This is a genomic window from Bacillus sp. FSL W7-1346 (genome assembly GCF_038593335.1).
Taxonomy (GTDB): Bacteria; Bacillota; Bacilli; order Bacillales; family Bacillaceae; genus Bacillus; species Bacillus altitudinis.
The window spans coordinates 922,598-945,452 of the sequence record NZ_CP151988.1 but is presented as its reverse complement, the minus strand read 5'-3'; the positions used below and the strand labels follow the sequence as shown (position 1 = coordinate 945,452).

Below are 22,855 nucleotides of genomic sequence, written 5' to 3'. Positions count from 1 at the left end.
ACGGTAAAGAAAAAGAGACCGCAAACACCCAAAGCGTATTTCTACACTTCGGTGCTTGCGGTCTCTCCAGTTCTCCAACCGTTCTATTAACTTACTTGAAGTATACCATACTTTTTGTTTATTTGAAAGCTTGAGCTGCTTTTACAGCCTTTTTCCACCCGCTGTATAACGAGTCACGGCTGTCTTCTTCCATTTTAGGTTCAAAGCGCTTGTCAAGGTTCCATTGTTTTGCAATGTCTGAACGGTCGTTCCAGAAGCCAACTGCTATTCCCGCAAGATAGGCCGCACCGAGTGCCGTCGTTTCATTAATTTCTGGACGTTCTACTGGTACATCGAGCAAATCACTTTGGAAGCCCATTAAGAAATCATTCTTTACAGCCCCGCCATCGACGCGCAATGTTTTAAGTGAGATGTTTGAATCTTTTTCCATCGCATCTAAAACATCTTTCGTTTGATAAGCAAGTGATTCTAACGTTGCACGAACAAAGTGCTCTTTAGAAGTACCGCGTGTTAAACCGAATACAGCGCCTCGGACATCACTATCCCAATATGGTGTGCCTAAACCAACGAATGCTGGTACGACATATACGCCGTCTGTTGACTCAACGCGCTCAGCATAAGCTTCACTGTCTTTTGAGTCTTTAAACATTCTAAGTCCATCACGCAGCCACTGGATCGCTGAGCCAGCAACGAAAATACTTCCTTCTAAAGCATATTCAACTTTGCCGTCAATGCCCCATGCAATCGTCGTTAACAATCCATGATCCGACTTAATTGCTTTTTCCCCTGTATTCATCAACATGAAACATCCTGTACCATATGTGTTCTTCGCCATTCCTTCTTCAAAGCAAGCCTGACCGAATAACGCAGACTGCTGATCTCCTGCCGCTCCTGCAATCGGAATATTTTTACCGAAGAAGTGATAGTCTGTTGTTTCACCATAAATGTGTGATGATGGTTTGACGTCTGGCAGCATGGAAGCTGGAACACCTAAGATATCAAGTAGTTCTTCATCCCATTTCAGATCGTAAATATTGAACATTAACGTTCTTGATGCATTTGAATAATCTGTCACGTGTGATTGACCGCCAGTCATTTTCCAAATGAGCCATGTATCAATTGTGCCAAACAGCAAGTCACCATTTTCTGCTTTCTCACGAGCACCTTCTACATTGTCTAAAATCCATTTCACTTTAGTACCTGAGAAATAAGCATCAATCAGAAGACCGGTTTTATTTCTAAACGTTTCATCGTGTCCTTGCGCTTTTAGCTCATCACATATACCCGATGTTTGTCGTGACTGCCAAACAATTGCATTGTAAACAGGTGCGCCTGTATGTTTATCCCAAACAACAGCTGTCTCACGCTGGTTCGTAATTCCGATACCGGCGATTTGATCTGCTTCAATTCCTGATTCGATTAAAGCAGTTGAAATAACTGATAGAACAGAGCTCCAAATTTCATTTGCATTGTGTTCTACCCAGCCTGGGTTCGGAAAATATTGATTGAATTCCTTCTGAGCTGTATGTGCAATTTTACCTTCTTGATCAAATAAGATCGCTCTTGAGCTTGTTGTCCCTTGATCTAATGCGAGAATATATTTTTCTTTTGCCATGGTGTTTTCCTCCCCTTACATACTTTCATTGACAGCATTTGTCTGGTTTTTCGTAGAAACATAGAGTCCTAACAATACCACAACTAAAATAACGCTTACAATCCAAAAGGCTGGTGTGACGTTCGCTTTAAAGGCTGCATTATAGAAAACACCGCCAAATGCACCGCCCAAAATTGGACCAACAACAGGAACCCAAGCATATTTCCAATTTGATGGACCTTTACCTGGAATCGGCAGAATGGCATGTGCGATTCTTGGACCTAAATCACGTGCAGGGTTAATTGCGTAACCAGTTGTACCACCTAATGAAAGACCAATCGCAACAATTAAGAAACCAACAATCAACGGATTGACTCCGTCTGCAAATTTATTTGCACCAATCGCTAAAATTCCTACCACCAATACAAATGTACCAATGACTTCACTGAGCACGTTTGCAAAAGTATGCGGAATCGCAGGACCAGTTGAGAATACGCCTAGTTTTGCACCTGGATCGTCTGTCGCTTTCCAGTGTGGTAAGTAATGTAAGAAGACAATAATAGCTCCGAGTAATGCGCCAAGCATTTGACCGACAATATACATTGGAACATCAGCCCAAGGAAAACTTCCTTCTAATGCAAGACCTATTGTCAGCGCCGGGTTTAAATGTGCACCGCTAATTCCTCCAGTGGCATAAGCTGCAATCGCTACTGCAAATCCCCATCCGAAAGCGATTACAATCCAACCGGACTGATAAGCGAGCGATTTCTTTAAACTGACTGCCGCACACACACCGCCTCCAAAAATAATCAGAAGCATTGTACCAACGACTTCACCCCAAAATGGTGTCATGAAAAATTCCTCCTCTGGTTCAGTTGCCATCCCCTATAAATGTGTAGAAAAGATAAAGAAAAAAGATCCACAACAAACATACTTTACATCAGGGTCATTTGTCACCTAGTAAAGCGTCGTTGTGGATCTCCGTTTCTCCATCACATGATATTAACTTAGTGCTATAGTATCAGAGGATGAAAACGTTGTCAATCAATTTTCACATTTTATCTTTTTCACTTTTGGAATGCTTTCCAAAGCTTTGTATTCGATGTGGTGACAGCTGTCGCCCCTGCTGCAAGCGCCCTTTCTACATCTTCTTTTGTTCGGATAAATCCTCCTGCAAATATTGGTATTCCAGCTCTTTCGCGCACTTCTGTAATTAAATCTGGCACGACACCCGGCAATACTTCAATAAAATCTGGACGATGTTTCCCGACAAACTCCATGCTTTTTTCCATCGCACTTGTATCAAGTAAAAACATTCGCTGGATGGCATATACCTTTTTCTGCTTGGCTTTTACTATGACAGAAGACCTAGTAGAAATAATGCCAGCTGGTTTCATTTCCTGACAAATAAATTCCGTTCCGTACTCATCATGTTTGATTCCGTGAATGAGATCGACATGGACAAACATTTTTTTATGATGCGCATTCGCCTCATTCATGATGCCCTTAAGCCGCCCTAAGTGAACATCTAGTAAGACCCCATATGTAAATGGACTTTTTAAAAATTCCTCAAATTGCTTCATATTGCGAACAGCAGGTAGAATGGGTTGATCATGAAAACTCATATGCCGTCTCCTTCTCGTGTGTATTGGTTCTATCTTCTCCTTACAGTAATAGAATCGCATGTTTTTTTCAATACACCTAGTGTGCCCATTGACCATTCAGCCTAGCAGATCGATTAAAACCTGATCCTTTCTGGACATAGAAAAAAGCAGAGAAACCTCTCTGCTATAATTGTGCCATGCTTTCTTTTAAAGTATGAATAATGAATGAGGCGTCTTCATCAGTGATATTTAGCGGTGGGGCGAGCTGTGCCACGTTATTATAGCCAGCCACTGTATCGCCATTTTTCCCGATGATCAATCCTCGCTTTTTACATTCTGCAATCAATTGACCGACTACACTTGGATCAGCTGGCTTTTTTGACGCCTGATCCTGCACAAGCTCAATCCCAAACAGCAGACCTTTTCCTCTCACATCACCGACAAATGGATGCTCTTTTAACTCTTGCAAACGTTCGAGCATGTCTTGGCCAAGCGTGCCTGACCGCTCCACTAATTGCTCGTTTTCCATGATCTCTAGGTTAGCAAGCGCCACCGCACAGGAAGCAGGGTGACCGCCAAATGTATTCACATGCCGTAGCCTGTCATACGTATCTTCTCCTGCATACGCTTCATAAATGTCTCGTTTCACGCACGTTGCAGATAGCGGTAAATATCCACTTGTGATCCCTTTTGCCATGGTGATGATATCTGGCTTCACTTCCTCATGCATAAATCCAAACCGCTTTCCTGTCCGGCCAAAGCCGCATATCACTTCATCCACAATGAGGAGCGCCCCATGATCTTCACAGATTTCTTTCACCTTCTTCAAATATCCTTTTGGCGGCATTAAGATACCTCCTCCTGTAATCATCGGCTCCATGATGACGCCAGCAATGGTCTCACTTAATTCCCACGTCATCGCTTGATCGATTGCATCAGCACTTGCCAAGCTCTCTTGATCTTCAGGATGCCGGTACATATCAGGCGGTGCGACATGGATGAACCCCTGCCCTAACGGTTCATATTTGTACTTGCGCTGCGCTTGACCCGTTGCGGCTAGAGCTGCTGCTGTATTGCCATGATACGATCGATATCGGGAAATAAATTTTGTTCGTGTACTCTCTCCCTTTTGCGCATGATATTGTTTGGCAATCTTAAATGCCGCTTCATTCGCTTCAGAACCACTGTTAGAAAAGAAGATCACATAGTCCCCGCCTAGCCATTCATTGAGCTTCTCAGCCAGCTGAATCGCTGGCACATGGCTTTGTGTCAGTGGGTAGTAAGGCATCGTATTTAATTGCCTATACGCCGCTTCTGCAAGCTCTTTACGTCCATATCCGGCATTTACACACCATAGTCCTGACATCCCGTCTAAATAGCGATTTCCATGAATATCTGTCACCCATGCGCCTTCTGCCTCATGAATCACCATACTTTCATTTTCTTTGTTTGTCCCTTTCATATGATGCCAAATGAACTGATCATCTTTCGCCTGAAGATCTTGTGCGTTATGTGTTTTCATCTTCCCACGCCCCCATGTATCCGTTTTCATCACCAAAGAAGCTTAAACCGGTCCTGCATATGACCTCTCCATTCATTATATGGATAAAAAGTGAGGCATATGAAACTGAAACAAGACCGCCCGTGTCGTTACTCTCATTATAAAAAAGGGGCCAGACACATTACATTAGACAGATCGTCAACTGATTGAAAAGAACCATGAGACACTCTACTTGATCCCTTGGAAAATCTAACATATAGCGTTAATGGCGATTCCCCTGTAAAAATTCATAAGCAAGGATCGCAAATTCAAGCGCTTGACGTTTTGGCGCTTGCATCATATCCTCACCAAGTAAAGCATGAAGCTTATCCAATCTGTGATAAAGCGTCTGCCTCACAATATAGAGCTGGCTTGCGGTTTCTTTTTTAGAACCGTTTGTCTGTAAAAAGATATTCAGCGTCTGATAGAGCCTGCCGCTATTTTGTTTATCATATAAAATCACCGGCTCCAAATACTCTTTCACCATGCATTCTAATAACCCGCTTTCTTTCATGACAGGCATCAATCGAAGCATATGTAAATCTTGATAAAATGGGCTTTTTATCCGTTGCGGCATCACTTTCTTTAAATGCAGCACTTCTTTCGCTGCTTGAAAACTTTTTCTCATGTACTGAAATTGCTCACAATATGAACCGATTCCATAATTGATGACTGCCTCGCCGGTCTTCTCACGGTCATATAATTGCGTGATGTCGTTTGCCGCTTTTTCTGCACGCTCTTTCCAGTCCTCAACTTTTCTTGTATTCAATAAAATAAATAAGGTTTGTCCTTGATGCTCGTACACAATCAAATAGAAACCAGCACGCTGAAAAATAGAACGGCAAGAGACAAGAAAATAAAGATTCCCTGCGATTTCTTCTATTTGGTGGTTTTTTTGAAAGAGCATCACCACACAGCCGGTCGGTTTTTTCAGTCCTTCTGTCTCCTCAAGGTGTTCTATGATCTCTCTTTCTGTATGATCTTCATGAAACCATTTTTGCAGCCATTCATTCTCTTTTGTCTTCTTCAGCTCTTCTGTATACAGCTCTCTTAATGTTTGCTGGGCAAGGGCATTCGCTCCTTTATCCATCACAAGCAGTTCAAATTCCGAGAGCGTGTTCGATTGATGAATGAGGACGAGGTCTGCAAAGGTTTGTTTGAGTGCAAGGACTTGTTTTTGCGTCACTTCATATCCTTTTGGTAATGAAGCATATTGCAAATAATTCATCACAAGCTCTTCTGTTTGTTTGGAAGAATCACATAAAATAATCGGCTCACCTTGAACAGGGATCAGCAGTAGTATCCCTCTCACGTGCTGATACACTTGATCCAAAATATCCATCTGCGGATGAGGAGTTAGTAAAAGCTCATTCAGCTTTGACGACAAGGCTTCTAAATCTGCCATCATCTGATACTGACGTTCAATCATCATCGTATGGAGATGCTGTGTAATATTGACGAACTTCACTTCTTTTGTAAACAGAATTAGCGGAAAATCACGTTCTTCTGCATAAATAATCAGTTCTTCCGGTACATCAAACCGGAGCGGTACAAACTCAATACATAATCCAGCCGCACCTGAGTCAATCAACTGCCTTAAAAACGCCTGAAAGACTTCCAATTGATCATGGAAGCCTGCGGCCGTCGTTAAGATCAGCTCGCCTCCGTTTAACAAATCCTCTACAGCAGGCACTTCAAGTACATGTACCCATTTTACCTGCCGAAACAATCCCTTTTCCCCAGCTAACACTTTCGCATGCGTAAAATGCTTCGTTTTTAACACATCACTTACTTGAAAATGAACATCTACATTCATTCATAAGTCCCCCTTTGTTTGCCGTCCCCTATCCCAGAGGGTGCATGGATAAAATCCATAATAAAACAGGTAAAGTCACAATACTTAAAATCGTACTGAGAAACGTTGTGCTTGAGACAAACTCAGGCTTCGTTCGAAATTGCACAGCCATCAGCGTTGTATTCGCCGCTGTCGGCATCGCTGCAACTAAAATCATAATTTGTTTCACCAAATCATCAACAGGTAAAATAAGTGTAAAACCAAAGGCGATGAGAGGTGAAATAAACAGCTTCAGCAGCACCGCATAGGAAATATTACGATAATCCACTTGTTTAAAAGAAATCACTGCGAGCTGCATACCTAAAATCAGCATAATCGTTGGTATCGCTGCATCCCCGACCAGCTGAACACCTGTCATAAGCTCTTTAGGTAATGAAAGGTCAATGAGCTGAAATAATAGACCAAGAAGAGCCCCATAAGCAACCGGCATACGCAGCACTTTTTTTAGAACGACCTTCAAGTCTCCCGCGTCCTCTCCACCTTTTGCTGCATAATACATGCCGATCGTACTCATGACGAGCTGTTGAAGGACCATTAGCACAATCGCAATATCTAAACCAGCTGCTCCAAAAACAAGAAGGACAACAGGCGTGCCATAATTTCCATTATTCATAAATGCTGATGACAAAATCATGGCACAATACGTTTCATTCGAATACCCGTAAATTCGAGATAAAATGAAGACACATAAAACAAGTGAAAGACAAAGCCCTACGACAAATATTGATAAGTACACATAGTCCATCGATACTTTATTTTGATAAAAGGTTTCAAACGCAAGAAATGGTGACATTAAATATAAAGACATTGATGAGAGCGTATGTATATCAAAACCAATTGTCTTCTGCCCAATATACCCTATAAGGAATATGCCGAACACTGGCATTAAGACAAGTAAAAACTCCATGTAGCACCTACTTTTCTCTAGATGAATTCCTTCTTTTTTACCCTCTTATCATACCACTGATCATCAATAAAAAAGAAGCACCCTTATGAAAGGTCGCTTCTCTCCTCATCCATATAAAACACTTCCCATAAATGACCATCACGATCCTGAAAGCTCCAGCCATACATGAAATCATGGTCTTGTTTTTCCTTAAACGGTGAACCACCAGCTGCGATCGCACGCTCTACAAGCTCATCAACCTCTTCCCTCGTCTCGACCTGTAAAGAGATAATGACCTCTGCGCCATTTCTGGCATCTACCAATTCCTTCTCTGAAATGGATTGGAAATGCTTAAGTGATAACAGCATGACGGTAATCGTCTCATTCATCACAAAACAAGCAGCATGTTCATTCGTCAGTTCTTGTTGAAAGTCAAAACCCAGCTGTTCAAAGAAAGCCTTTGACTCATTTACATGCTTAACCGGCAAATTGATATACAAATGTTTAGATTGTCGCCCCATATCCCTCTCCCTTTGTAAAACATCATTTCCATTCAGTATATTCGTCTTTTCATTTGGCATCCCTTTGTCGCATGAAAAAATAAGCGGTAAGTCTCATTACCTTATTTTAACAAAAATGTATAATAAATCTCGTGCACAATACTAAATGAACTAGGAGGTTTTCTTAATGAAAACAATCGCAAAATCTTTGATGCTCTCCACCACTGTCCTTTTATTCGCTTCACCTATTACACAGACAGCTGATGCTGCATCTATTCAAACGAAGCAGGTGACAGCAGAAAGTGATTTTCAGCTTCCTTCAACAACAGACACCATTAAACAAAACATCGAACAATCTTTCCAAAAACAAGAAAAGTGGCTACAAAAATTAGAAGTGATTGCCGGACAAGAAAAACGTGAACAATTTGAACAGTTTTTCAACCAGCATGTAGGACCTGATTTAAAAAATCTTTTAGAAGAGTCTGATCTTACATGGAAACAAGTAGAAAAAACGATTTATCAATCTCTTGTTAAATCAGACGTTCCATTTTTAGCTGCCAAAAGCATTGCCCATTTTGCTACAGTGGCATTAAAGAAAATGTAAACATACAGAAAAGCGCCTCGCATAACTGCGGGGCGCTTGTTTTGGTTATTTCTTATATTCAATATGGTACACGTCTCTTCTTCGGTCTTTCAGCTGACGAACCGTCCCATCTTGACGCTGCCTTCTTAATATTTCTAAGTCGACATCACCGACAACCACCATTTCAATATTCGGGTTGCATTCTCCTACAATGCCATCTCTTGCGAATTCAAAATCAGATGGTGCAAAGATGGCTGATTGTGCATATTGGACATCCATGTTTTCTGTTTGCGGAAGGTTTCCGACCGTTCCAGAAATGACCGTATATATCTGATTTTCAACCGCTCTCGCCTGCGCACAGTAACGCACACGTAAATAGCCTTGACGGTCTTCTGTACAGAATGGAGTGAATATAATTTTCGCTCCTTTGTCAGCTGCAATTCGAGCAAGCTCAGGGAATTCAATATCGTAGCAAATTTGGATCGCAATTTTACCGCAGTCCGTATCAAATACCCGGACTTGGTCACCAGCTGAAATCCCCCACCATTTTCTTTCATTCGGCGTGATATGCAACTTATATTGCTTTTCAATCGTTCCATCACGTCTAAATAAATAGGCGATATTATAGATTTTCCCTTCCTCTTCAACGAAATGAGAACCACCGATGATATTAATGTTGTACTTGACCGAGAGATCTGTAAACAAATTGATGTAGTCCTCGGTATATTCTGTGATCCGCTGCACTGCTAGACTTGGTGATCTCTCTTCTAAATATGACATAAGCTGGGTTGTAAAGATTTCCGGGAAAACGGCAAAGTCAGCTGACGCATCTGATGCCACATCCACGTAATACTCCACTTGATTCATAAACTCCTCAAAGGAATGAATTTGCTTCATTGCATATTGAATGACACAAATTCGCACTGGGAACGCCGATTTATAATATCTTTTCGATTGCGGGCGATAATCGACATTGTTCCATTCCATTAGCGTTGCGTACGTGCTGGAAGCTTTATCATCCGGCAAGTAATTCGGATTGATCCGCATCAGGCTAAATTCATTTAACAGCTGAAAAGATAGCACAGGATCATAAATTTGGTGCAGCATGACTTGCTCTACATATTGGCGAGGCGTCATTTCCTCTTGATATTTATGATAATTCGGGATACGTCCACCAATAATGATGCTTTTTAAATTTAATCTTCTCGCCAAGTCTTTTCTTGCTTCGTATAAACGATGACCGATTTTCATCCGGCGGTACTCAGGACTGACCATTACTTCAATTCCGTACATATTCATCCCATCTGGATTATGGTTTGTGATATATCCATCATCTGTGATGTCCTGCCATGTGTGACGATCATCGTATTCATCAAAGTTAATTAATAAACTTGAACATGAGCCAATAATTTCCCCCTCGAATTCCGCACAGAATTGACCTTCTGGGAAATGTTCAAGGTGGCTTTCAAGGTGCTCTTTTTTCCAAGGGTCCATGCCTGGAAAGCATATCTCTTGCAATGCAATGATTCGGTCGATATCTTCTTCTCTAATATTTCGAATCACCATTCTTTTTTCAAATCGCGTTAAATCTAGTTTTTCTGCCATGATGTATTGCCCCCTTACTGATCCTCTTTTTCAAGCTGATGGAATAGCTGGAGCAATTCGATTTCAGCCATGGATTCTAATCTCGCGTCATATTCTTCAAACTGCAGTGTGCTCGTCACTTTATTTGGCACGATGACACATTTCATACCCGCTCGTTTGGCAGCGATTGACCCATTCACAGAGTCCTCAAATGCCACGCAATCTTTTGGCTCAACGCCTAAGCATTGTGCGGTTTGCAAATAAAGTTCTGGGTGAGGCTTCACTTCTTCCACATCGTCTGACGTGCGGATACATTCAAAGTAATCGAAAAGTCCAATTTGTTTCAGGTGATCAGACACCCATTTATAATCTGAGCTGGAAGCAAGTCCAATCTTAATTCCAAGCTCCTTTGCCGCTTCTAAATAAGCTTCTACACCAGGTCTTGCTGCTTCGTCCTTCATTCTCTTTTGAAAACGTGAACGCCGATCTTCTGTGAGTGCCTCATGATCTAATGTCTTTCCTAACTGCTCTTCCAAATATTTAAAAGGCTTAAAACCTGCCTGCGTTCCAATCACATTTCCCCATACAGACAGAGGCAGCTCCGATTCATGCTCCGCAAACATTTCCTGCAGAACCTCATATTCATGTGTTTCTGTATCTAAAATTAATCCATCAAAATCAAATATAATCGCCTTTACCAAAGAGGCCACTCCTTTTTTCCGAAAGTCTGAAATATCTTCCATACTGCTATCATATCGTGAATAAAATTGACTTTCAAAGATGAATGTCTGCTAAAATGATTATGTATAAAAGGAGCCTGCATCGTTTTGTCAGGCTCCTGTCATGTTCGATTCTTTCTGCAAGAGATCCAAGCGCTCCGATTCGTGGAGAATAGACATTGTTGAAAAAGAGCGGAATTGGTATTACAGATCTTGAAGGTTTCTCCGTTCCCTTAAAAATAGTATGTGCGACGACCTTGTAAGTTAACAAGGAAGTTCACACCAACTTTTACGCATTTTGAAGGTGACGGCCTGCAAAATCATCTAAATCAAACGGGAAAGAAAAGCCGCACGCATTAACTTGTTCACGGTTGAGTTCAAATAACTCACGATCTCGTTTTGTGATATGTCGCTTCGGCTTTAAAATAATGGTATGTAATAGCTGAAGACCTGATAAGATACGAAAAGCATCATCCATTGTCCCGTTATACACACCATCAATGAATGTAAGCGGGGATTGTTTTTCCTGCTCTTCTCCATTGACAGAATGGGATAAAAGATCTTCAATTTCCTTTGATACTTCTTCAATTGCCTGCTCTTGAAGGTCTGTCGCAGCTTTCATTAATCTCACGTGGCATCTACCTCTCTGTCGTTATTACTCCATTCAGAATAGCACAGAAAAAAAGTCATTCGCTAAGGTAAGTGTTTCCTATATATACCCAAAGAGAGGACGAATATCATGATCATAAAAGGACACACGCTCTCCCTAAAAGTAGGTGAGCAGCAAAATGGCATTTCCTTAAGTCAATTTTTAAAAGGCGAAGTGTCTGCCTCTAAACCGATTATCCATTTTTGGATGGAGCACCAAAAAGTCCGTCTCAATCAAAAACCTGCCCACCATGCTACAAAAGTGAGTACAGGTGATCAGATTATCATTGATTTATTTGAGACGGAAGAAAGTGATGTGTCGCCAGAATACGGTGAATTAGAGGTACTTTTTGAAGACGAGCATTTATTAGTTGTCCAAAAGCCTGCTGGAAGACCGACGCATCCAAATGAAAAAGGACAAACAGGTACGCTGGCGAATCTAGTCGCTTTCCATTTTCAAGCAAATGGAGAAGAAAAGCGGGTCAGACATATACATAGGCTGGATCAAGACACAAGTGGCACCGTCATTTTTGCCAAACACAGGTTGGCACATGCTGTACTCGATCAAATGCTTTCAAAAAAAGCGATTAACAGAACGTATCTTGCCATCGCACAAGGACTGTTTAAGAAAAAGAAAGGAACGATCCAAGCAGCCATTGGACGTGATAAACACCATGCTGTCAGAAGGAGGGTTTCTCCTACTGGTCAAAGCGCCAAGACTCATTATGAGGTCTTCCATCTCAATAAACGTTTACAGGTGACGGCCGTTAAGCTGCGATTAGAAACTGGCAGAACGCATCAAATACGGGTCCACCTTAGCAGTCTCGGGCATCCTTTAGCTGGCGATACATTATATGGCGGGAAGCGTGACCTGATAAACAGATGCGCCCTTCATGCCAAACAAGTAGACATGAACCATCCATTCACAGGTGAAAAGCTGACGATAGAAGCACCGCTCCCACCTGATATGGCTGAATTAATGGACAATATGTAGAAAAAAGAGCCTGATCATCCAGGCTCTTTTGACGTTAGACAGATGCTCTTTTCGCATAAATAATGTACCGCTCTGGTGCGTTGCCGACAAAATGAAATGGATAGCATGTGGTTAACACAAGCTCTTCTTTTTTATTTTGTAAGGTAATAATGGATGTATCATGCTGATCCACAATTTTCGTATGCGTGATTTCATAAACAAACTCACCATACGGTACAGTGATTTTCAGCTGATCCCCAATATCCAGTTCACCAGTCCGGCGGAAGACCGTATCCCTGTGTCCCGACAAAACGATTTGTCCATTTTGATCAGGATAATAACTGCCTTTGTAATGACCGACGCCTTTGGCAAGGTCGTCCGCATCTGTCCCTTCAACAATCGGCAAATCGGCTTTTAATTTCGGAATGGTCAGGATGCCAGAGGCTTTCTCCATTTCAGGTGAAAATTTTTCCTTTGTCATCCCTTGATCAGTTTCTACGACCTTCTTTGCTTCCTCTAAAGAATGTGCTGTTTGTAAGTGAGTAGAAGCGATTTGCCAGATTCCCCAGCCAAGCACCACAATTCCCGCTGACATGACAATCACTGCAAGCCATTTTTTCATGCGTTAACTCCTTTGTCTTTGCTGATGATTCTTTAGCTTGCTGCTGCCTTTTCTTCTTGTTTCGCTTGTTGAATTCGGCCCTCTTTTTGATACACAATAGAAGCTCCCTCGAAGCTCTTTACAAAAGCAACCGTTGCTTCTAAATCTTCTGGGCCTGTTTCCGGATTTTTCCCTAGCCGCCCAATCGGTGCATACTTACTTCCAGTGGCAGTCGCCATGAAGTTGTTCACTGTGAGTGTATACGTTTTATCGAAATCAACGGAAGAACCATCAGGCAGTTTTAAGTCGACTACTTTATATGTTAACGGATCGTACGAATAAGAAAAGCCTGAAATGCTATAATCTGGTCCAAATTGAGGAGATATTTGAGCTTCAATGATATCAACTAAATCTTTCCCCTTGATGTCCAGCTTTACTAACACATTTCCAAATGGCTGAATATTAAAGAGGTCTCCCCAAGTAATGGGTCCTTTTTCGAGATTTTGTCTGATACCGCCGCCATTCATCATGGCAAAGTCACTTTTCATTGAATATCTCATGCCATCCGCAATGAGGTTGCCAAGTGGTGTATCACCATCATTGGAATAGCCACCTTCCATCTTGACGCCAGCTTCTCCAACAACCTCACTAATAATCGGCTCCACTTCTTTTCCGTAATGGGCTAAAATGTCCGCTGCTTCCTGATCCTTTTCAATACCAGCCTGGTCTACATACTGGATGTTTGCACTCTTTTTGACAATATCCTTTGTTTTCCGGTCAAGTGTGACATTGACTTCTCCAATTGCCTTTCCGTATTCAAAGGCTTGGACAATTAATTTTCCATTCACTTCTCCATTGACCACTTCGTGATTATGGCCAGCGAAAATGACATCAATTTCGTCATCACCTTCTTTGGCGAGCCTTGCGCTTTCTCCAGTAATGGTATCACCATTTTGAGAGGCGGTCATATGAGCCAGAACTGCGATCGCTTTAATCCCTTTTTGCTTTAATTCTTTCGTTGCTTCATTGACAGCTTTGACTTCATCAGTAAATTGAATATCTTTAATTCCTTCTGGCATGACCATTCCTGCCGCTGATGTTGTCACTACCCCGATAAAAGCCACAGGAATTCCTTCGACATCCATGATTTCATAGGCTGGTAAAAGTGGTTTGCCAGTATCCTTGTATTCACAGTTTGCACAAACAAGCGGGAAGTTCTGCCCATCGTACCCTTTTGTGCCTTTAGGATGATCTCCACCTTTTAAGATGCGCAATAATTCATCTACACCTTCATCAAACTCATGGTTGCCGACTGTCCCAACATCAAAGCCGATGTTCTCCATTAGTTCAACGGTTGGTTCATCTTGTAAAAGAGAAGATATTGGCGAGCTTCCGCCTATCATATCTCCTGCATGAACTGTTATCGTATTTTTTTGCGCAGCCTGCTTTTGTTTTATATAAGCCGCCACATAATCCATCCGTCCATACGTTCCTTTACTGCCATCACCTTTTACATCCAGCTCATATTGCTGATCAATTTTACCATGCAAATCATTCATGCTTAAAATGGTTAATGGGACTTCACTGGATGATTCTGACGCCTGATATCCAGCCTGCTCTGCTTCTTCTTTAGAAGCAAAAAAGATACGTTTATCCACATCGATCTCATTCCAGCTGTCAGGTGATACGTAGGTTTTTGCAGATGAATCACCCACATAACGAGTGAGCCCTTTTTTCTGCTCGCGTGCTCTAAATTCAAACGGCTGTTCTAGCAGAGGATCTTCTTCATTCCAAATACCAAGCCCTTTTTCCTTGGCATCTTTCACTGCTTGCTGGAACATCAGATACTCTTTTTCATCTCCAACAGGCCAAATGAAATAAGTAGGGGCATATCCTTTTTTCACAAGCTCTAGGTTCGTATTCAGCCCTTTTTTGGTTTTGACTTGAGCTAAAAGACGTCCATATCCATCCTTTGCTTCCGGGCCAATCTTTAATGTGACTCGATCACCACTTGAAAGAAGGGTTTTTAAATAATCCGTCGCTTTTTGTCCAAAACGTAGCTGGTTTTGATCTAATTCATTTTTTGGCTTGTGGTAGGTTTCTGGTGTGTCCATATTCACGAAGCGTACCTTTGTTGTGCCGAGCACAGGCTTCTTCAAATGAATGGTATCTCCATCCACAACACGATCTACCGTTGCCTCATATTCTTTTTTGATTTTTGGCGGCTTTGGCTGGTGCTTCAGCAATTTGACATCGGTTTTGTGTCTTGGAAGTACTTGCAGCGTATCGTATCTGCTTAAAACGCCAGTAAACTCATACCATTTTCCGGTCTTCACTTGATCAATGGCACCCGTATCAACCATGACTCTAAGGACTGTGCTATGATATTTTTTATCGATGATGGCCACATTGTATCCACCGCCAGCCGGCTGATCTGGCGCCTGTTCTACATAGCCTTTTACCGTCACTAATCTCCCTTCATATTTGCTTGCCTGATCCGATTCCAATTGTTTAATGGAAACTTTCTTTGGCGAAGGCAATGGCTGATTCACAGCATCAATCTTCAGATGGTCTTGATCTGGCACAATTTCAACGAGCCCTTTATAAGTCGTGATCTTGCCTGTCACCGTGACCTTCATGCCTGCTTTCAGTTCTGGAAAATTCTTAGGCTGCGCAGAATAAATATTGAGACCAGCTGTTTTGTCTTGAATATATGTTGATAGTTTCCCATTCCCTATAGCGGATTGATCTGCTGTTACGATTCCGCTCACCGTTACCGTTTCTCCTATCAGTTTTCGGGCTTTTTTTATGTTCATCGGCTTTGTTTGTTTCCATAAAGTCTCCTTTTTCTCAGAAGAAGAAAACGCCTCAGCTGTCATCATACTAGGCAGTAAAGATTGCAGACTAAATATCACCAAAATCAAACAACAGACCATTCGAATAGATTGTATACGTTTCATTAGATTTCTCCCCTTTGAACTTCATCTCTTCTAGTGTACAAAGCAATTATTAAGACTGGATGGATTTCATGTAAAACTGATCTCAATTACTTGGAAACGTAATAATCACACGTGTCCCTTCAAAGCTTTTGCTCTCAAAACGAATGGTACCGCCATGGCTTTCAATAATCTTAATGGTCATCATTAATCCAAGACCCGTGCCTTTTTCTTTCGTTGTGTAAAAAGGTTCACCTAATTTTCCAATCTCGTCTTCTGGTATGCCCTTTCCTTGGTCTTCAAATATCAGCATCATTTGGTCGTTTTTCAATAATGAAGTCACTTGGATCACACCTGTTACTCCATCCATCGCTTCAATTCCGTTTTTAAGAATGTTAAGGAACACTTGTTTTAGTTCATTTGGAATGCCTTGAATATGAGGCAGAGAGGGAGCCAGATTCTTTTGAATCGACACTCCTTTTAAGACCGCCTGAGATTCAACGACCATAATGACTTCTTCGAGCAGAAGATTCACATTCACCGGTTCAAATTTAACAGATTTGCTTCTAGAGAGCACAAGGAACTCGTTAATAATAGACTCAAGCCGATTAAACTCTGACATCATCACATCGGCATAATCCTTCTGATACTTTTTACTTTGAATCATTAGCTGTAAAAAGCCTTTTAACGACGTAAGTGGGTTACGTATCTCATGGGCAATACCAGCTGCCAGCTGTCCAACTGCTGACAGCATTTCAGACTTCATCAGCATTTTCTCAGACTGTTTTTGACTTGTAATATCCTCTGAAATCCGCATGACAGTAGACTGCATTTTGTCAGGGTCATCGATTCGGTGTAAAGAGACTCTTTCCCATCGCTCACGCCCTGATAAGTCCTGAAAATACAACTCACCTGTCCAGCTGCCCTCTCTTAAACACACGTCCCATTGTTTCGCTAGATCATCACATTGACACAACGCATAATAAACAGAAAAAATATCTTTTCCGATCAAGTCATATTCATGCTGCTGTACAAACTGACAAAAGCGCTGGTTGACACACTGAATGACACCTTCTCCTGTTGCAACCACAATATGAATATGGCTGTTATCAAGTGCTGTCACCGCAAGATGAAGAGCCTGCTTCAATTTCGTCATTTCGGTCATTTTGATCCAGGTCATCACTGCTCCCTCGCGATCTTGATCATAGAAAGGCGTCATATGAACCGTGAATTGTTCTCCTTCGTTCGTTTCAATTTCACGTTCGATCACGCGCCTATCTGAAATGACAGATTGAATATCATGATAGAGCATTTCCTTCGATAGCTTCTTCACCATCGACTGAAAAGTTTGCTGGTGCCGGGTTTGAGCTGAAGTAAATAAAGAGGCAGCTGTAGGAGTGTGATAGCGAATATTCATTTCCCGGTCCACAAACAACGTGGCAAGTTCTGGCTTCACAGACGGCCGGTACAGTTCTTCTCTTGTCACCTTTAAGTTGTTGATGATATTAATAAAATGCTCGTTTGTTTTCTCGCGCACTTCTATTTGCTTGTTTTTTTCTTTTAATTGAGCCCTTGCTTCTTGCTCCTTTTGTTTGACCTCATTGAGCTCGTTTTCTAAATCGACAATTCGCTGTTGATAAACCGAATTCTGCTCTGACATCCCTTTGTCCCTGCCGTTCTTTTGATTTTTTCCTCTCTCACTCATCCGAATGAGAATGACGTATACTCCTTTAAAACGGCGATCAAAATGTTTCACTGTAAAATCAGCATACTGCTTTCTGCCATTATCCGAAATGAGGACATGTTGAAAGACAACCTCAGTCTCTTCAGTCCACACCTTTTGAAAGCTTTGACTTAGTATCTCTTTCATATAATCAGGGGTTACATATTCACATAATTCATCTGAGACTTCTGCATGCGCTAAGAAAGAATAGGCACCGTTTGATATCGCGAGAATTTGCTCGCAATCGTCTATGATGAAACATGCATCATACTCCTGCTCTACTTCTTTCATATATTGGACAGCTCGTTCTTTTAACTCCGTACGACCTGCATTGTATTTAGGAACGTTTGAGTGGGTGTAAATGTTCCACTTTTCATTTAACAAATGAAATAAACGAGGGATATTGGGTACCTTTTCATTCGGTCCTAATATCAACATCCCTTGATCCTTTAGTGCATATTGGAATCGAGATAAGACTCGTTTTTGTACTTCTGGCTGGAAGTACATCAGAACATTTCGGCAACTGATAAAATCGAGGTGGATAAAAGGTGAATCGATCAATAAATTGTGAGGAGCAAAGACAATATGTTTTCTAAGCGACTGCTTCACAATAAAAGCGTCACCTTTTTTTTCGAAATATCGCGCCCTCCATTTTTCTGGCATCCGTGCCATAGACTCAAGCGAATAAACACCTTTGCTTGCACTTCGGATGGCTTTCCGGTTGATGTCTGTTGCAAACACTTGAAGTTCAATGGACACTTGTCTTCGTTTCATTTCTTCTAAAAATAACATCGCAAAAGAATAGGCTTCTTCACCTGTAGAACATCCTGCAATCCAAATGCGGCATCGAGATTTCCCATTTTTCATTGTGTTTTCAATGATCGACGGAATGATGTGATGTTCACATACTCGAAAGGCTTCCATATCTCTAAAAAAGGAAGTCGTTCCGCTTAAAAGCTGTACATGCAGGCGATCAAGCTCATCTGGTTCTCTCTCTAATAAACGATCGTACTCGGACAATAAGGAGATCGATTGGTTCGCACTCCTCATTCTTTTTTGAATGACAGAGAGCAGCCTGCGCTTCTCATAGGTTGAAAAAGCAATTCCTTTATGCATTTCAAGACGTTCAATCATTCTGATCAAAACAGGGTCTGCAACATCTGTATGCGGAATGTTGATGATGTTGGCTATATATGACGCAAGTGCAGAAGGGTCTTGAAATGTTTGATGATACATACGATCAAACCCACTATTTGTCTCACTGCACGATATGGCTGTACCGCCTTGCACAACGATTTGAAGCAAGCCACTTCCTACACAATAGCCTTTTTGAAAAAAGATCGCATAGGCCTCTTCCTTTTGCACATTGGCAAGTGACTGAAACAACGAATTCACAGCACACGCCTTGTTCGTAGGATGCTGCTCTGTTATGTGTAGCCGTTTGTCTTCTGTCAATGTCACAGCTGCATGCTGCGGACAAAAATAAATCGTATTTTTCATGACTTTCTCACCATGCTTAATCGGCTTTGCTCGGTAGCCAATCGGTAAAACAAGTGCTTCCAAATCAGTTACACAATCGCCTGTCACATGATTTTGCACAACAATAAAAGAGGCATTTAATTCCTGCGGAAATGATTGAAAAAAAGCCTCAAGATGATGCTGTTCAAACGGCGAAACACCGATGCCAATCACTGGTGCCTGCACATGTTCGTCTTCTATCAAACGATTAATGATTTTGTCCTGCATCTGGTACCCCCATGTTCATTCGTCTGATACATTTTTTCGACAAAAAGGAAGAAAACCCTCTAATTGTAAATAATGTTTTTTGCATGAAAGGAGGAAAACTTCCTCACATTAAAACAGACTGTATAAACAGAAGGAGGATTCTTTATGCAAAACGATCAGCAGACAAACGTTCAAGGACATGCCCAGCAGCCCCAATTCAATCATGGCGGGCATGAGTTATTTGATTTACATGAGGTATTGGCAGGGACCATTAATATTTTGGATCAATACATGATCTTTCGGCAATTTATCCAAGATCCCGCATTATCCGACATGTTAGATCGACAATATCAATTTGTATTGTCCCAGTACAACGTCACGGTAGATTGCTTTTCTACTGGTCAAAAGCCTAGTGAAGAAACATCTACTTATATGATGAAAGAACAGACGCAGGTGACATACGGAATAAAACCATCTCAGCCTAAAAAGCCAAATCAGTCATTACAAGATGTAAAAGATGCGGGAATTACAGGACATATGCTTGGTCTCGTGAAATCTCATGCTGGATTACTCTCAATGACTGCATTAGAGGTCACAAACCCTGTGGTGCGACGTGTGCTTGCAGCGCAAATTCCGAACTTTATTGAAATGGCATATGAAATTTTCTTATATCAAAACAAACATAGCTATTATCAAGTTCCACAGCTTACAGCTCAAGATATGCAGGCGATGACGTCTACATTTGCCCCTATGCAAGGACAAGTGCAGATGCCGCCAAGCAAAGCCAATCAGCAAAAACCGCTTCATTAAATAAAAACAACGGCCGACCTATTTACAGGTCAGCCGTTTTTTCTTTGATAATTCAGTTTAAATTGCTCTTCAAAATCTGTGAGACGTTGTCCTGTCGCTTGTTCAAACCCTCTATCAAAACGACTAGTTTTCGCCGTTTCCTCCATGATCTCATGTATGACATCTCGTCCATAAAGCTGCACAAGCTCATAGATCATATAGTAGCTTTGTAAATAAACATCTGTCTCATACGTCGTGCGAGATTCTTGCCAGTCTTGATCAGAATAAAGAGATTTAAAAGGAATGACGTCAAACCGTTCAGACGTAGCGTTCAGCACATCATAGGCCGTCCATTCTGCTGTCCCTTCATGGAACCAAAGGGGAAAGACGACTGGAGATACCTTATATGCATGCACCTTTTCATAGAAAACGAAATGGGCATACTCATGAATGAATAACGTGTTGAAAAAGTATAAAGGCAGTGTCTCTTTCTTCAACAATTCTTCCCGTTTATCTGGGTATAATCCAATCATATGATCAACATCAGAATAAAAACCTGTAATATGCTTGATGCCAGCAAATTGCTCAATCGTCTCTTTATCATCAAAATAAATGATATCTAACGGTTTATCAGCTTCATACTGAAACACTGACATCGTCCTCTTCTTTGCCTGCTCAAGCGCTTCTATGGTCAGATCGACAAAGGCGCCCTCATCCTCTGCATAGTAGATTCGAATATGTTCATAGACTTGCTTATTGAGTCCTTCCGTTAAGACCGTTTTAGGCGAAGAATGCTCCTCTAGATATTGCCCTGCCAGCTGGAACGCTACATAAATCAAGTACGCAGTGAACGCATAAAAAATCAAACCTGCTGCAATCATTCCGCTTACAAGTTTTTTATGAATTAATGACGGTTTTGCTTTCATTTACTCCCCACCTGAATTCATCCTGCAACCTCTTTCTCTTTCTATGAAAAAACAAAGATCAACAAGAGGTGATATATTTTTTACTTTATGCAGTCAGGTGCGCAAGGTGCGGTTCCAAACAAAAAAGCCGCATATGACATACGGCTTTTGTCGTAGCTATTTTGATTCAGGGAAGACACGTCGAACCGTTTCAGTAAACTCGTCGAAGAATCCTGAAATTGGCTCTCCACTTCTAATACGTTTTCCGTACCCTGCCATACGATCGACAAAGTCTGGATTAGCAGATACATACACATTATCAATTTGTTGATCCGTCGATTTGACTTTGTCTGAAATTTTCTTTTTCAAATCGTCTGTTACATCTCCGCTTTTATTGCCTTCAAGCACGACAGCAACAAATGCATTTTTCCCTGTGACAAGTACGTTCGCTGTTTTCACTTCAGACATGTTGGCAACAAGCTCTGATGCCTTATCTGCCACTTTCACCTTCTGAGGTGTCTGCACATTTGGTTGATCCTGTCTCATGTTGTCGTTCTTATATGTGACATTTTCATACTGTCGTTTCATTGTTCCTCTTCGTTCATCGCCCTGGTTGTTCATTCCACACCCAGCAGTGATCAATGTTGGAACGAGTAATAAAGATAGCATCCATTTCTTATTCATCAATTGATTCCCTCCTTTTGCTCATAGGTTTTTCATCCAGCAGACTTTTTATGCACACATCCTCTATTTCAGCAATGAATTCATAAATCAGCCTTGATTGGTCATCCTAAACATGATGAAGAAGTATCATCACGATCAAATGGAGGGATTCGTTTGTTTAAAAAGAGAAAAGGTATGAGTACTGGTGCAATGATCGCAGCATCAACAGCCATCATTGCATTATTTTCACCACTATTACGGAGAAGACTTAGCAGCATGACTCAAATGAATTTGTCCTCAATGATGAAAGGGCAAGATCAACACCATCATGAGCCATCTCGTCATGAGTCCCATTCACATTCACGTAAAGACTCAAAAGGCACAGCTGAAGTAGGACAAATGATCAAGCAAGCATTCAGCGCTGTCCAGCCAAATGAAACAAATCAGCATCAAACATCATCAAAAACATACCAAACTCATCAGCCGCCGAGAGAGTCTTACGCCCAGTCTCTTCACATTGATGAAAGTGTCATGAATGTAATGGATGATGAATCTATTCAGCAAGTACTCAATGACATCGAGCACAAATAACTAAAACAGGAGCCTTTTTTCAGAAAGGCTCCTGTTTATTCTCCTGAAAAATGCTCTTTCACCATGATGCAGAAGGAAGGCAAGAAGGTGATTTCGATCGTGATAACAAACCGTTCCACACCATCTAATAGTATCAACAGCTCTTTTTCATGCTGCCGATCCTTTTTTATTTCTACATGTCGCACAGTTTTAAAGGCATATACTCCTAAAACAGATGCGTCCTTTTTTCGAACAGCCTTCAAAGAAAATTCTTGTACTCCAAGAGACATCGTCACCACAAATCGCTCTTCCTCATTCTCAAACCGAAACGTTAGATCTTGATATTCAATGGGCATATCTCGTTCAAATCCTTCATCAGGCCACGTCTCAAAAAAAGAAAGCCAGTCCGTTCGATCTGGAAATTGTTTTCTCCTCATTTTAAACCCCTCATAAGTGA

At 41.4% G+C, this 22,855-nt stretch carries 20 protein-coding genes; 4 read left to right on the top strand and 16 right to left on the bottom strand.

Going from position 1 to position 22,855, the window contains the following annotated elements:
* Window positions 1–118: 118 nt before the first annotated feature.
* The 7 genes from glpK to NST09_RS04730 form a co-directional block, all read right to left on the bottom strand.
* Window positions 119–1,615, bottom strand: coding sequence for a glycerol kinase GlpK (gene glpK, locus NST09_RS04760; RefSeq protein WP_007497075.1), 1,497 nt, complete (start codon window positions 1,613–1,615; stop codon window positions 119–121).
* Between the two features lie 15 nt (window positions 1,616–1,630).
* Window positions 1,631–2,446 carry an MIP/aquaporin family protein gene (locus tag NST09_RS04755; protein ID WP_008349011.1) on the bottom strand — a complete coding sequence of 272 codons (816 nt, stop codon included), beginning with the start codon at window positions 2,444–2,446 and terminating at the stop codon, window positions 1,631–1,633.
* A gap of 215 nt (window positions 2,447–2,661) precedes the next feature.
* Window positions 2,662–3,219 (bottom strand): glycerol-3-phosphate responsive antiterminator, encoded by a 558-nt coding sequence (locus NST09_RS04750; protein WP_008349014.1) that lies wholly within the window; start codon window positions 3,217–3,219, stop codon window positions 2,662–2,664.
* Between the two features lie 163 nt (window positions 3,220–3,382).
* Window positions 3,383–4,720 carry an aspartate aminotransferase family protein gene (locus tag NST09_RS04745; RefSeq protein WP_331832673.1) on the bottom strand — a complete coding sequence of 446 codons (1,338 nt, stop codon included), beginning with the start codon at window positions 4,718–4,720 and terminating at the stop codon, window positions 3,383–3,385.
* Between the two features lie 241 nt (window positions 4,721–4,961).
* On the bottom strand, window positions 4,962–6,554 hold the full coding sequence (locus NST09_RS04740) for a PucR family transcriptional regulator ligand-binding domain-containing protein (RefSeq protein WP_342493395.1): 1,593 nt from the start codon (window positions 6,552–6,554) through the stop codon (window positions 4,962–4,964).
* Window positions 6,555–6,582: 28 nt separating this feature from the next.
* Window positions 6,583–7,500: an AEC family transporter gene (locus NST09_RS04735; protein ID WP_007497064.1), complete on the bottom strand. Its 918-nt coding sequence runs from the start codon at window positions 7,498–7,500 to the stop codon at window positions 6,583–6,585.
* Between the two features lie 83 nt (window positions 7,501–7,583).
* Complete coding sequence (locus NST09_RS04730) at window positions 7,584–8,000, bottom strand: VOC family protein (protein WP_008349030.1); 417 nt, start codon at window positions 7,998–8,000, stop codon at window positions 7,584–7,586.
* A gap of 166 nt (window positions 8,001–8,166) precedes the next feature.
* Between NST09_RS04730 and NST09_RS04725 the strand changes: the two genes are divergently transcribed.
* Window positions 8,167–8,583, top strand: a complete 417-nt coding sequence (locus NST09_RS04725; protein WP_007497062.1) for a hypothetical protein — start codon at window positions 8,167–8,169, stop codon at window positions 8,581–8,583.
* 45 nt (window positions 8,584–8,628) lie between these two features.
* On the opposite strand, the gene NST09_RS04720 is transcribed toward NST09_RS04725, so the two are convergent.
* The 3 genes from NST09_RS04720 to NST09_RS04710 all read right to left on the bottom strand — a co-directional run bounded on the left by NST09_RS04720 (window position 8,629) and on the right by NST09_RS04710 (window position 11,496).
* Complete coding sequence (locus NST09_RS04720) at window positions 8,629–10,167, bottom strand: bifunctional GNAT family N-acetyltransferase/carbon-nitrogen hydrolase family protein (protein WP_268450293.1); 1,539 nt, start codon at window positions 10,165–10,167, stop codon at window positions 8,629–8,631.
* Window positions 10,168–10,181: 14 nt separating this feature from the next.
* Complete coding sequence (locus tag NST09_RS04715; RefSeq protein ID WP_008349038.1) at window positions 10,182–10,847, bottom strand: HAD family hydrolase; 666 nt, start codon at window positions 10,845–10,847, stop codon at window positions 10,182–10,184.
* Between the two features lie 307 nt (window positions 10,848–11,154).
* Window positions 11,155–11,496, bottom strand: a complete 342-nt coding sequence (locus tag NST09_RS04710; protein WP_035392580.1) for a DUF5365 family protein — start codon at window positions 11,494–11,496, stop codon at window positions 11,155–11,157.
* Between the two features lie 108 nt (window positions 11,497–11,604).
* On the opposite strand from NST09_RS04710, the gene NST09_RS04705 reads away from it, so the two are divergent.
* Window positions 11,605–12,507, top strand: a complete 903-nt coding sequence (locus NST09_RS04705) for an RluA family pseudouridine synthase (protein ID WP_342493394.1) — start codon at window positions 11,605–11,607, stop codon at window positions 12,505–12,507.
* 34 nt (window positions 12,508–12,541) lie between these two features.
* On the opposite strand, the gene NST09_RS04700 is transcribed toward NST09_RS04705, so the two are convergent.
* The 3 genes from NST09_RS04700 to NST09_RS04690 all read right to left on the bottom strand — a co-directional run bounded on the left by NST09_RS04700 (window position 12,542) and on the right by NST09_RS04690 (window position 19,492).
* Window positions 12,542–13,108: a class D sortase gene (locus NST09_RS04700; RefSeq protein ID WP_342493393.1), complete on the bottom strand. Its 567-nt coding sequence runs from the start codon at window positions 13,106–13,108 to the stop codon at window positions 12,542–12,544.
* Window positions 13,109–13,140: 32 nt separating this feature from the next.
* Window positions 13,141–16,047, bottom strand: a complete 2,907-nt coding sequence (locus NST09_RS04695) for a 5'-nucleotidase C-terminal domain-containing protein (RefSeq protein WP_342493392.1) — start codon at window positions 16,045–16,047, stop codon at window positions 13,141–13,143.
* An 82-nt stretch (window positions 16,048–16,129) separates the two neighbouring features.
* A complete protein-coding gene (locus tag NST09_RS04690; protein WP_342493391.1) occupies window positions 16,130–19,492 on the bottom strand; it encodes a CheR family methyltransferase in 3,363 nt (1,120 codons plus the stop codon).
* 144 nt (window positions 19,493–19,636) lie between these two features.
* Here NST09_RS04690 and NST09_RS04685 point away from each other — a divergent pair, with 144 nt between their 5' ends.
* The gene (locus NST09_RS04685; protein ID WP_057079769.1) at window positions 19,637–20,281 is read left to right on the top strand and encodes a spore coat protein; all 645 of its coding nucleotides are present in this window, start codon (window positions 19,637–19,639) and stop codon (window positions 20,279–20,281) included.
* Between the two features lie 29 nt (window positions 20,282–20,310).
* Here NST09_RS04685 and NST09_RS04680 read toward each other — a convergent pair whose 3' ends face one another.
* Entirely contained in the window at window positions 20,311–21,186 is an 876-nt protein-coding gene (locus tag NST09_RS04680) for a hypothetical protein (RefSeq protein WP_058213957.1), read from the bottom strand.
* 156 nt (window positions 21,187–21,342) lie between these two features.
* Window positions 21,343–21,849 (bottom strand): YhcN/YlaJ family sporulation lipoprotein, encoded by a 507-nt coding sequence (locus tag NST09_RS04675; RefSeq protein ID WP_008349054.1) that lies wholly within the window; start codon window positions 21,847–21,849, stop codon window positions 21,343–21,345.
* 153 nt (window positions 21,850–22,002) lie between these two features.
* On the opposite strand from NST09_RS04675, the gene NST09_RS04670 reads away from it, so the two are divergent.
* On the top strand, window positions 22,003–22,419 hold the full coding sequence (locus NST09_RS04670; protein WP_342493390.1) for a spore coat protein: 417 nt from the start codon (window positions 22,003–22,005) through the stop codon (window positions 22,417–22,419).
* A 35-nt stretch (window positions 22,420–22,454) separates the two neighbouring features.
* Here the strand turns inward: NST09_RS04670 and NST09_RS04665 are convergent, their stop codons facing one another.
* Window positions 22,455–22,835, bottom strand: a complete 381-nt coding sequence (locus NST09_RS04665) for a hypothetical protein (RefSeq protein WP_008349057.1) — start codon at window positions 22,833–22,835, stop codon at window positions 22,455–22,457.
* Window positions 22,836–22,855: the final 20 nt, after the last annotated feature.